Origin of the sequence: Streptococcus oralis subsp. tigurinus (assembly GCF_002093545.1) — a bacterium.
Classification (GTDB): Bacteria; Bacillota; Bacilli; order Lactobacillales; family Streptococcaceae; genus Streptococcus; species Streptococcus oralis_C.
Genome location: NZ_LNVF01000004.1, coordinates 94559 through 106015 on the forward strand (window position 1 = coordinate 94559; position 11457 = coordinate 106015).

The 11457-nt window shown below is 42.8% G+C and carries 10 protein-coding genes; 2 read left to right on the forward strand and 8 right to left on the reverse strand.

The genetic code is table 11. The features are described 5' to 3' along the window. Window positions 1–302 precede the first annotated feature (302 nt). Complete coding sequence (locus ATE34_RS06350; RefSeq protein ID WP_084911369.1) at window positions 303–1490, forward strand: cation diffusion facilitator family transporter; 1188 nt, start codon at window positions 303–305, stop codon at window positions 1488–1490. A 36-nt stretch (window positions 1491–1526) separates the two neighbouring features. Here ATE34_RS06350 and ATE34_RS06355 read toward each other — a convergent pair whose 3' ends face one another. The 8 genes from ATE34_RS06355 to cdaA all read right to left on the reverse strand — a co-directional run bounded on the left by ATE34_RS06355 (window position 1527) and on the right by cdaA (window position 10042). Continuing rightward, the gene (locus tag ATE34_RS06355) at window positions 1527–3398 is read right to left on the reverse strand and encodes an ABC-F family ATP-binding cassette domain-containing protein (RefSeq protein ID WP_084911370.1); all 1872 of its coding nucleotides are present in this window, start codon (window positions 3396–3398) and stop codon (window positions 1527–1529) included. Further along, entirely contained in the window at window positions 3395–4594 is a 1200-nt protein-coding gene (locus ATE34_RS06360) for a CCA tRNA nucleotidyltransferase (protein ID WP_084911371.1), read from the reverse strand. Before ATE34_RS06360 ends, ATE34_RS06355 begins: the two co-directional genes overlap by 4 nt. Further along, a complete protein-coding gene (dapB, locus tag ATE34_RS06365) occupies window positions 4591–5358 on the reverse strand; it encodes a 4-hydroxy-tetrahydrodipicolinate reductase (protein WP_084911372.1) in 768 nt (255 codons plus the stop codon). The genes ATE34_RS06360 and dapB overlap by 4 nt, the downstream gene beginning before the upstream one ends. Window positions 5359–5735: 377 nt before the next feature. Further along, the gene (locus ATE34_RS06370; RefSeq protein WP_084911373.1) at window positions 5736–6584 is read right to left on the reverse strand and encodes a DegV family protein; all 849 of its coding nucleotides are present in this window, start codon (window positions 6582–6584) and stop codon (window positions 5736–5738) included. Between the two features lie 2 nt (window positions 6585–6586). After that, window positions 6587–6961, reverse strand: coding sequence for a DUF1149 family protein (locus tag ATE34_RS06375; RefSeq protein WP_001050095.1), 375 nt, complete (start codon window positions 6959–6961; stop codon window positions 6587–6589). Window positions 6962–7034: 73 nt separating this feature from the next. Continuing rightward, window positions 7035–8387 carry a phosphoglucosamine mutase gene (gene glmM, locus ATE34_RS06380; protein ID WP_084911374.1) on the reverse strand — a complete coding sequence of 451 codons (1353 nt, stop codon included), beginning with the start codon at window positions 8385–8387 and terminating at the stop codon, window positions 7035–7037. A gap of 28 nt (window positions 8388–8415) precedes the next feature. Beyond that, window positions 8416–9198, reverse strand: a complete 783-nt coding sequence (locus ATE34_RS06385; RefSeq protein ID WP_084911375.1) for a CdaR family protein — start codon at window positions 9196–9198, stop codon at window positions 8416–8418. Then, complete coding sequence (gene cdaA, locus ATE34_RS06390) at window positions 9185–10042, reverse strand: diadenylate cyclase CdaA (RefSeq protein ID WP_084911376.1); 858 nt, start codon at window positions 10040–10042, stop codon at window positions 9185–9187. The genes ATE34_RS06385 and cdaA overlap by 14 nt, the downstream gene beginning before the upstream one ends. Before the next feature lie 136 nt (window positions 10043–10178). On the opposite strand from cdaA, the gene ATE34_RS06400 reads away from it, so the two are divergent. After that, complete coding sequence (locus tag ATE34_RS06400) at window positions 10179–11147, forward strand: NAD(P)/FAD-dependent oxidoreductase (protein WP_084911377.1); 969 nt, start codon at window positions 10179–10181, stop codon at window positions 11145–11147. Window positions 11148–11457 lie beyond the last annotated feature (310 nt).

Here is an 11457-nt window from a genome sequence, read left to right on the forward strand (position 1 = left end):
TCCTCCTTGACTTTGTGTGCAAAACAAGCTCTCTTTTGGTTTTATGACAAACAAAAAGAGACCTGTTAATCATAACAAGTCTCGCTGTTTAAGATAGCGCCGGAAAGAATACTTTGCGGTATAAAATTCGGAATGACGACACTATCACAGGTTTCTGCCAGCTACTCCCTTGAGTAGTACTATTATATCAAAATTTGAACAATTTTCAAGAATTAAAATCCGATGAAACAAGACTAAATTTGAATTTTCCTATGAAAACCAGTATAATGAAAACAGAATCTCAACACTAGAAAGGAAGTCCGATGAATCAATCCATGTCAAATCTCAAGTTGGCGGAACGTGGTGCCATTATCAGCATTTCAACTTATCTGTTTTTGTCAGCGGCTAAACTGGCAACAGGTCATCTTTTGCATTCATCCAGTTTGGTGGCGGATGGTTTCAACAACGTATCTGATATTATTGGAAATGTTGCCCTCTTGATTGGCATTCGGATGGCGCGCCAGCCTGCAGACCGTGACCATCGTTTTGGTCACTGGAAGATTGAAGATTTGGCTAGTTTGATTACTTCCATCATCATGTTCTACGTTGGCTTTGATGTTCTTCGGGACACCATTCAAAAAATTCTCAGTCGGGAACAAACGATTATTGATCCTCTAGGAGCATTACTAGGAATCATTTCTGCGGCGGTTATGTTTGTCGTTTATCTCTATAACACAGGCCTCAGTAAGAAATCCAAATCCAAAGCTCTAAAGGCAGCTGCTAAGGATAATCTTTCTGATGCTGTTACCTCACTTGGAACCGCCATTGCCATACTAGCTAGCAGTTTCAATTATCCAATTGTGGATAAACTGGTTGCTATCATCATCACTTTCTTTATCTTAAAGACAGCCTATGATATCTTTATCGAATCTTCCTTCAGTCTTTCAGATGGTTTTGATGACCGGCTACTAGAAGACTACCAAAAGGCTATCATGGAGATTCCAAAGATTAGTAAGGTCAAGTCCCAAAGAGGGCGTACCTACGGTAGCAACATCTACCTTGATATTACCTTAGAAATGAATCCCGATTTATCAGTCTATGAGAGTCACGAAATTGCAGACCAGGTCGAGTCTATGCTAGAAGAGCGTTTTGGAGTCTTTGATACTGATATCCACATCGAACCTGCTCCTATACTTGAAGACGAAATTTTGGACAATGTCTATAAAAAACTACTCATGCGCGAGCAATTGATTGACCAGGGGAACCAGCTAGAAGAACTCCTTGCTGAGGACTTTCTCTATATCCGTCAAGATGGAGAGCAGATGGACAAGGGCGCCTACAAAGCTGCAAAAGAACTACCTACTACAATCAAGGATATTCAGATTACTTCCATCAGTCAAAAAACCAAGCTCATTTGCTATGAGTTAGATGGTATCGTCCACACCAGTATCTGGCGTCGCCATGAGACTTGGCAAAATATCTTTCATCAAGAAACCAAAAAAGAAGAATAGAAAAATCCTGTCATGAGACGGGATTTTTCTATTCTTCTATCTATCAAATTCACTTAGATATTCATAGCGTTCGTATTTTTCAAGCAGTTCTTCGTTTTTCTCGTCTAGCTCTTTCTGAAGGGTCGCTAGTTTGCCAAAGTCAGAGCCATTTGCCTGCATCTCCTCTTCAATAGCAGCGATACGATTCTCCAAGGTTTCAATATCGCCTTCAATGCTTGCCCACTCCTGCTTTTCTTGGTAGGTCATGCGTTTCTTGTCTTCTCGAACCTTGACCACTCTTTCCTTTTCGGCCTTTTGCACTTGATTGGCCATCTCTGTTTCAAAGGCTTTTTCGTCAAGGTAGTCGGTGTAATGACCAAAGAAAGGACGAATCTTGCCATCTTCAAAAGCGAGAATCTTGGTCGCTACCTTATCCAAGAAATAGCGGTCATGGCTAACTGTCAAGACAGGACCTGCAAAGCCTTGCAAAAAATTCTCCAAAACTGTCAAAGTCGCAATGTCTAGGTCATTTGTCGGTTCGTCCAAAAGAAGAACATTTGGTTTTTCCAAGAGCAATTTGAGGAGATAAAGACGTTTTTTCTCTCCACCAGACAATTTCTCAATCAAGGTTCCATGGGTCGATCGTGGGAAAAGGAATTGCTCCAGCAACTCTGCAATGGAAGTTGTAGAACTACCGCTAGTCTTGACCTCTTCTGCTACTTCCTGGAGGTAGTTGATGACCCGTTTGCTTTCATCCAACCCTTCGATTTGTTGAGAGAAATAAGCGATACGAACGGTTTCCCCAATCACAACTTGACCTGCTGTCGGTTCAAGACTTCCCGCAATCAGATTAAGAAGAGTTGATTTTCCGACGCCATTATCACCAACAATACCGATACGGTCTTTGGCTTGCACTAAGAAATTAAAATCTTGTAAAATCGGCTTGTTCTCATAAGCGAAGGAAACATCTTTAAACTCGATGATTTTCTTACCAATCCGACTGGTCTCGAAGTTCATGGTTAAGTCTGTCTCAGTAGGATTATCTGAAACTTCCTTTTTCAAGTCGTGGAAACGATTGATCCGAGCCTGCTGCTTGGTTGCACGCGCTTGCGGTTGTCTGCGCATCCAAGCCAATTCTTGCTTGTAAAGTTGCTCCTTTTTGTGAAGGAGAGCAGCGTCACGCTCATCTTGTTCCGCCTTAAGACGAACATAGTCCTGATAATTTCCCTGATACTCAGTCAAGCCTGCTCGGTCCAACTCAAAAATCCGTGTTGATAGTGCATCTAGGAAATAACGATCATGGGTGATAAAGAGAACCGTCTTCTTGGAATTTTTCAAAAAGAGGGTCAGCCACTCGATAGTCGCTATGTCCAGATGGTTGGTCGGCTCATCCAGTAGCAAGAGGTCGTGGTTTCCTAGGAGAACTTGTGCCAACTGAACACGTCTTCTCAGACCACCTGACAATTCACCAACTGGAGTCGACAAATCCTGAATCCCCAGCTTGCTGAGAACCGTCTTGACCTGACTTTCGATTTCCCAGGCTTGGAGAGAATCCATCTCCGCCATAACGCGTTCCAAACGCGCCTGCTTGTCCTCACTGTAGTTGATCATGAGGAGTTCATAGTCACGAATGAGCTGGATTTCCTTGAGGTCGCTGGATAGGACCGTATCCAAGACCGTCTTGCTATCATCAAAATCTGGATTCTGAGTCAAGTAGCCAATCTTGTAGTCATTCTTTGCCGAAAAGGGACTGACATCCCCATCAAAGCCAGAAACACCTGATAGAACATCTAAAAGGGTGGTCTTACCCGTTCCATTGACACCAATCAGACCGATTCTATCCAAGTCATGGATGATAAAGGAAATATCCTTAAAAACGGTCTTGTCACCGACGGATTTACTTAGTTTTTCAACAATAAAATCACTCATTTTTTCTCCCTCAGGTAAGTATGGATGGCTTGACGGTCATTTTCCAACTCTCCATCGACAATGGCATACTCAATTTCTGCTAAAATCTCTCCCAAATCTGGACCAGGCTGATAGCCGTACTCTTTGATGAGAATACCTCCATTGATTTGGATTTCTTTCTTATCATGAATGGTCAAACTCTGGTAAGTTTCAGTGATGGCTTGTGGGTTGACTTCTTTTCCTTGGGCCTGACGAAGACTTTCAGCTTGTAGAAGGGAATCCAAATCAAAGCGGTAACAATCACGCTTGCTCAATTCCCCCTTCTCACGAAGCATCAAAATGCTCAGCAAATCCTGAACCTGCTTGGCAAATTGGCGTGAGGTTTTCCAATGTTTCAAAAATGGCTGTGCATCCTTAATCTCTAAGGCCCACAGTAGAGCCGCCCAGGCTTGTTCGGAAGACTCAAAGGTGAAGTCCGCCTCTAAAGCAAACAATTTTTGAAGCTTTTCTCGACTGGCTGCCATATCAGGGAGATAATCATAAGCTTGACTCTCAATCATGGAAGACAGGCCAACTCGCCAAAAAGGGGCCAGCAAGAGTTTATCAAACTCAACGAAGGTACGTTCCACAGAAATCTTCTCCAAGAGTGGAGTCAAGGATTTCATCGCTTCAAATGTTTCTTGCTCAAGTTCAAAACCAAGACTGGCCTGAAAACGAAAACCACGCATAATACGTAAGGCATCTTCATTGAAACGTTCACTAGCTACGCCAACTGCTCGTAAGACTTGGTTTTCCAGATCTTTGAGACCATCGAACAAATCAATAATTTCTCCTGTTTCATCCAAGGCAAAGGCGTTGACTGTGAAATCACGACGCTTGAGATCTTCTTCTAGCGAACGCACAAAGGAAACCGCGCTGGGTCTGCGATAGTCCACATAGACATCCTCTGTCCGAAAAGTGGTTACCTCATACTCCTCATCACCATCTAGGACCAAGACGGTGCCGTGCTCGATTCCGATATCGGCTGTACGGGAGAATATCTGCTTGGTCTCCTCTGGATAGGAAGAGGTCGCAATATCCACATCATGGATGGGACGATTGAGGAGGGCATCTCGAACAGAGCCCCCAACAAAATAGGCTTCAAAACCTGCTTCTTTAATTTTTTCTAATACTGGTAAAGCCTTCTGAAATTCAGAAGGCATTTGTGTTAATCTCATAATAAGTGTTCTAATCCATAGACAAGCTCATGACGCTTGACAACTTCTTTGATTCCCAAATTCACCCCTGTCATGAAGGAGCTACGATCATAGGAGTCATGACGGAGGGTCAATCCTTCTCCCTGATTGCCAAAGATGACTTCCTGATGGGCTACCAAGCCTGGTAGACGAACTGAATGGATGCGCATGCCATCAAAATTAGCACCACGAGCTCCTACAATGAGTTCTTCCTCATCGGGCGCACCTTGCTGGATAGACTCCCGAACTTCTGCCATCAACTCAGCTGTTTTAATGGCTGTTCCACTCGGAGCATCTTTTTTCTTGTCATGATGGAGCTCGATAATCTCCACATTTGGGAAATATTTGGCAGCCTGAGCCGCAAATTGCATCAGCAAGACCGCACCCAAGGCAAAGTTAGGGGCAATCAAGCCACCTAAATCTTTCTCACGGGAAAATTCTTTTAGTTCTGTAATTTCTTCACTAGTGAATCCAGTTGTTCCTACGACAGGAGCAAAGCCATTTTCAAGGGCAAAGCGCGTATTTTCGTAGGCAACGGCTGGTGTTGTAAAGTCTACCCAGACATCTGCTTCAAATCCGGCTAAGTCAGCCTTATCATTGAATACAGGAATTCCCTGCCATTCTGATTCAGACTCAAAAGGATCCAACACTGCCACCAAGTCCAAGTCAGGATCAGCCAAGACCATCTGACAAGCGGCCTGGCCCATCTTTCCCTTAAACCCAGCAATAATCACTCGAATACTCATCTCTACTCCTATTCAAGATACAAAGGACGTTAGCTGCCCATGAAAAATAGGGAATGGCGCTGACTTTCCACGAAAGGCAAGACAGGCATCTTTTTTCAAGAGGCAGATAGTCCGTGTTCAATTTCTAAGATACAAAGCCTGTAAGAACACAAAGTGAAAATAGGAGTTCTGATCAAGGAGTGTCTACTCCTTGGAAGAACTATCTTTTTCACACAGGGTTCCATGCGTGTTCAATTGCTAAGATACAAAGGACCTTAGCTGCCCATGAAAAATAGAGAATGGCACTGACTTTCCATGAAAGGCAAGACAGGCATCTTTTTTCAAGAGGCAGATGGTCCGTGTTCAATTTCTAAGATACAAAGTCTGCCTAGAACAATCTAGACAACTGGCGTATAGCTCAAGGCAATACTGCCTTCTCCAAGGTGGGTCCCAATGACACTACCAAAGCTAACAATTGGAATCTCAGAATTCACACCACTCTCAATCAAGAGTTGGCGCAAATCTGCCGCCTTTTGAGGTGCATTACCATGAATGACTGTAATACGGTAGTCCCCATCTTTTGTCAACTCTTTGATGATTTCCACCAAACGTTTGGTTGCCTTCTTTTCCGTACGAACTTTTTCGTAAACTTCAATTACACCTTGGTCATTGAAGTAAAGAATGGGCTTGATACTGAGAAGATTTCCTAGAATGGCCGCCCCATTTGACAGACGTCCTCCCTTAACCAAGTGATCAAGGTCGTCTACTATGATAAAGGCCGAGTTGTCAGCGATTTGGATAGCTAATTTCTCCTGAATCTGAGTAAAATCATCGCCCTTTTCTGCCCATTCAAAGGCACTCTCTACCATAAATCCTAGAGGAGCACTTGTGATATGGGTATCCGGAAAGGCAATGGTCAAACCTTCATACTCGTCCAACAGGTATTGGATATTCTGATAAAAGCCTGAAATTCCTGACGAAAGGAAAAGGCCCAAGACATGGGTATAACCCGCTTCTTTCAAGGAACTTAGAGTCTCATCCAATTTGGCAATACTTGGTTGACTAGTTTTAGGCAATTCTGCAGACTGAGCCATTTTTTGATAAAATTCCTCAGCAGTCAGATTGACACCTTCAACATACTCTTCCCCATCAATATTGACAGGAATATCCAAGATAAATAGATTCTCTCTTTGCAGCGTCTTCTCCTCTAAATAGGCTGAAGAATCTGTAATGACAGCTAATTTCATGACTAAAACTCCAAATTGATCCCTGGAAGATCCAAGGCGATTTCTGTTACTTCATACGTCAAACGGTTGAGCATGTTCAAGCATGGACGTGCCAAGGTTTCAACTTCTTCTTGGTTAAATTCACTTGGTTCGTTAACAATACGACCTTCCACATGGTTAACTTGGGAAATCGTTCCACTGATGACAAATTTGTCAAAGACAATCATAAAGCTCAAGATAACAACTAGCGAGGTTACTTGGTTTTCTTGGTCGTATTGGAGCAGCTGGAAATTCACGTCTACCTTGGTTTCAGGAGCCCCATTTTCATTTTCCCATTCAAAGTTACGAGCATCAAAGTGATACTGGCTAACAAATTCTTGTTCTCGTTTAAGATTCATTTCTCTCTCCCATTGCTACAATTTACTATGCAATTGTACCACATTTTTATCATTTCATCTAGTTTTCTAGGCTTTAGTCAATACCGATTTCATCTTTAACCACAGCAGCAATCGTATCTACATAGTAGTTGACTTCTTCTGTTGTTGGCGCTTCTGCCATGACACGCAAGAGGGGTTCTGTTCCACTTGGGCGAACAAGGATACGGCCGTTTCCTGCCATTTCTCCTTCCATCTTTTCGATGATTTTCTTGATGGCTGGTACTTCCATGGCCTTTTCTTTCATAGCATTTTCCACTCGGATATTGACCAGCTTTTGTGGGTAAATCGTTACTTCTGATGCCAGTTGAGACAAGGTTTTACCGGTTTCCCGTATAACTTTTGTTAGTTGAACGGCAGTTAACTGTCCATCACCTGTCGTATTGTAATCCATCAAGATAACGTGACCAGACTGTTCACCGCCAAGGTTATAGCCTGATTTTCTCATTTCTTCGACGACATAGCGGTCACCAACTGCAGTGACTGCCTTATTGATGCCTTCACGATCCAAGGCCTTATGGAAACCAAGGTTAGACATAACGGTTGTTACGATAGTATTTTGAGCTAACTGGCCTTTTTCAGAAAGGTATTTCCCGATGATATACATGATCTTATCACCATCAACGATATCGCCATTTTCATCAACAGCAATCAAACGGTCACTGTCTCCGTCAAAGGCCAAACCAATAGCTGACTGGCTTTCTTTGACCACTTCTTGAAGAGCTTCTGGGTGTGTTGAACCAACATTTAGGTTAATGTTAAGCCCATCTGGTGTTTCTCCGATAACTGTCAACTGAGCACCAAGATCTGCAAAGATTTGACGGGCACTTGTAGACGCTGCACCGTTTGCTGTGTCTAAGGCCACCTTCGTTCCTTCAAGTGGAGTTCCAGTTGAAACTAGATAGCCTTCATACTTGCGTAAACCTTCTGGATAGTCCACTAAGGTTCCCAATCCTTCGGCACTTGGACGAGGAAGGGTATCTTCAGCAGCATCTAGCAAGGCTTCAATTTCTGCTTCTTTTTCGTCATCAAGTTTGAAACCATCCCCACCAAAGAACTTAATCCCATTATCAAGGGCTGGGTTGTGACTCGCTGAAATCATGACACCCGCACTGGCTCCCTCTGTTTTTACCAAGTAAGCTACTGCTGGTGTTGCAAGGACACCGAGTTTGTAGACATGAATCCCTACAGAGAGAAGACCTGCCACCAAGGCAGATTCTAGCATTTCTCCTGAGATACGTGTATCACGTCCTACAAAGACTTTAGGGGCTTCCGTTTCATGTTGACTGAGGACATAACCACCAAAACGTCCTAGTTTAAAGGCCAACTCTGGCGTTAGTTCAACGTTTGCTTCTCCACGGACTCCATCGGTCCCAAAATATTTACCCATTTTATTTATCATCCTTTTCTATTATTTATTATTGTTTAGACGAATCTGATTTTGTTTCTGAACTCGTTGAAGACGAACCGCCTTCTGAAGAACTTGTTGACGAGTTACTTGAACCAGACGTTGCTGTTTTTGTTGTAATTTTCATAGTTGTGTCAAATGGCATAATGACGCTTGGCAAAACATTTCCATTTTTATCAACTGCTTGTAGCGGAACAGAAGCCGAGTAGTTACCTGTTATCCGTTCACTCGTCGGTAAGATGGCAATGACACGATCTACTCTAGAGAGAGTCTCCTCATCACTAATAACCTTTACTTTTTCATCTGATACAGTAACGGTATCGATTTTCACGCGAGAATCAATCTGACTAGGATCAATCTCCGGTACAACAATGACATTGTCCCGTTTTGCTTTTTTACCGACCTTCACTGTTATCTTTTGCGGTGTCGCAACAGCTGTCAAACCGCTTGGAAGATTTTCAATGGTTAGAGGAACTTCGATGGTCCCTACACTGGCATTGGTTAAATCAGCTTTGACCTTGAATTTCCGAGTGCTTTCCTGCATCTCGCTCGCCAAAGCAACTCTATTTGATCCAGTTAGAAAGACAGTAACTTCAGATGTAAAACCACTGATAAAGTACTGGTCGCTGTCATACTGAATATCGATTGGGACATTAAGGACCGTATTGGTGTAGGTTTCTGTCCTCACCTGTCTGGCACTATTGCTATTTTGGTAGTTTGTAGAAGTCGCGTAGATAAAGAGGATGCAGGCGAAAAAGAAGGAAGAAATTATGTAAAGACTATTTTTTCTCATGTTTCAATCCTCCTAGTAAACGCTCTTTCAGACCATGTTTTTCCTCTGATTTTGGTAGTAGGATTCTTCTCAATTCAGCTTCAAACTCTTCCAAGGTCAAATCATGTTTAAAGACTCCATTATAGGTGATTGAGATTCCACCTGTTTCCTCAGAAACCACAAAGGTAAGAGCATCCGATACTTCTGACAAACCAATCGCCGCCCTGTGACGTGTCCCAAACTCCTTGGAAATCCCGGTATCTTCAGTCAGGGGTAGATAGGCTGAAGTTACGGCAATCCGGTCCTCCTTGATAATGACAGCACCATCATGCAAGGGAGTATTGGGAATGAAAATATTGATAAGCAATTCAGCCGAAATTTTAGCATCTAAAGGGATCCCTGTCGAGATGTATTCCTGTAAGGTTCTCACTCTCTGAACCACTACAAGCGCCCCAATCTTACGAGGACTCATGTATTCAACTGATTTCACAAATGCACGAACCATCTGCTCTTCCGCACTAATAGGGGCATTGGAGAAGAAATCAGTAGCCCGGCCCAATCGCTCCAAACCAGTTCGAATCTCTGGTGAAAAGATAACCACCGCTGCGATGACCCCGTAGGTGATAATCTGATTGATCAACCAGGAAATGGTCGTTAAACCAATCATATTAGAGAGAATCTGGGCTAGAATAAAGACCAAAACTCCCCGAACCAATATCATGATTTTAGTCCCTGCAATCGCTTTGGTAAAATGGTACAAAATATAAGTCACAATCAAAATATCAATCAGATTGATGACTATAGTCCAAGGACTTGAAAACAAACTTGTCCAGTATTGCCAATTGGATAATTGTTGAAAATTCATCCCTGGCCTCCTCCCTGTCAAAACACTTTCCGTACTATTATACCATTTTTTGCCCATTTTTTCCCTATCCTACCTCATTTTAAATTAAGCAAAAATATGATAAAATAAACTGACTAGAAAAAACAAAGGAGAAATCATGTCTCAACTCTATGATATTACCATTGTAGGTGGCGGTCCTGTCGGCCTCTTTGCTGCCTTTTACGCCCACCTACGCCAAGCTAAAGTCCAAATCATCGACTCTCTTCCCCAACTCGGTGGTCAACCAGCCATCCTCTACCCTGAAAAGCAGATCCTTGATGTGCCAGGTTTTCCAAACTTAACCGGAGAAGAGTTGACCAATCGCTTGATTGAACAGCTAAACGGCTTTGATACCCCTATTCATCTCAATGAAACAGTTCTTGAGATTGAAAAACAAGAAGAAGGCTTTGCCATTACAACCTCTAAAGGAAGTCACCTGTCTAAAACAGTTATCATTGCCATGGGTGGTGGCGCCTTCAAACCACGTCCGCTCGAATTAGATGGCGTTGAAAACTATGAAAATATCCACTACCACGTTTCCAATATCCAACAATACGCTGGGAAGAAAGTAACCATCCTTGGTGGAGGGGACTCAGCAGTTGACTGGGCATTGGCCTTTGAAAAAATTGCCCCAACTACTCTCGTTCACCGTCGAGATAACTTCCGTGCCTTGGAACACAGTGTGCAAGCCCTGCAAGAATCATCTGTAACCATCAAAACGCCGTTCGTCCCTAGCCAACTTCTTGGAAATGGAAAAACACTTGATAAACTGGAAATCACAAAAGTCAAATCTGATGAAGCCGAAACGATTGACTTAGACCACCTCTTTGTCAACTACGGTTTCAAATCATCTGTTGGCAATCTTAAAAATTGGGGTCTGGACCTCAACCGTCACAAGATTATCGTCAATAGCAAGCAAGAATCCAGCCAAGCTGGTATTTACGCTATCGGAGACTGCTGCTACTATGAAGGAAAGATTGATTTGGTTGCGACAGGACTGGGAGAAGCACCTACTGCCGTCAACAATGCTATCAACTACATCGACCCTGAGCAAAAAGTACAACCCAAACACTCAACCAGTTTATAAGAAAAGAACCACGGATCAATGATTCGTGGTTTTATAATGGAATTATATTATTCGCAACGTGTAAATCCCCTAGAAATATTATAAAGGCTACTTTGATTGTAGAAAAAGAAACTGAATTAAGACAAAAGCCCCAATGGTGGAATTGGGGCTTATATAAGTAGTTGGACGGATTTCAACCGTCGTCTTGATAATAGCACAAGCTTCAATAGCTAGATACTACTAAACTCAGTGTACCCTCGCTAAATCCATCCTCTTTCAAAGGTGCTATACCATGTTTTCACTCGTAAACTACTAACCTACTTATTTATTT

Coding starts and splice junctions, on each gene's coding strand:
- ATE34_RS06370 (WP_084911373.1), bottom strand. CDS start 6,584: ATGAAATTAGCTGTCATTACAGATTCTTCAGCCTATTTAGAGGAGAAG.
- ATE34_RS06400 (WP_084911377.1), top strand. CDS start 10,179: ATGTCTCAACTCTATGATATTACCATTGTAGGTGGCGGTCCTGTCGGC.
- glmM (WP_084911374.1), bottom strand. CDS start 8,387: ATGGGTAAATATTTTGGGACCGATGGAGTCCGTGGAGAAGCAAACGTT.
- dapB (WP_084911372.1), bottom strand. CDS start 5,358: ATGAGTATTCGAGTGATTATTGCTGGGTTTAAGGGAAAGATGGGCCAG.
- ATE34_RS06355 (WP_084911370.1), bottom strand. CDS start 3,398: ATGAGTGATTTTATTGTTGAAAAACTAAGTAAATCCGTCGGTGACAAG.
- cdaA (WP_084911376.1), bottom strand. CDS start 10,042: ATGAATTTTCAACAATTATCCAATTGGCAATACTGGACAAGTTTGTTT.
- ATE34_RS06385 (WP_084911375.1), bottom strand. CDS start 9,198: ATGAGAAAAAATAGTCTTTACATAATTTCTTCCTTCTTTTTCGCCTGC.
- ATE34_RS06360 (WP_084911371.1), bottom strand. CDS start 4,594: ATGAGATTAACACAAATGCCTTCTGAATTTCAGAAGGCTTTACCAGTA.
- ATE34_RS06350 (WP_084911369.1), top strand. CDS start 303: ATGAATCAATCCATGTCAAATCTCAAGTTGGCGGAACGTGGTGCCATT.
- ATE34_RS06375 (WP_001050095.1), bottom strand. CDS start 6,961: ATGAATCTTAAACGAGAACAAGAATTTGTTAGCCAGTATCACTTTGAT.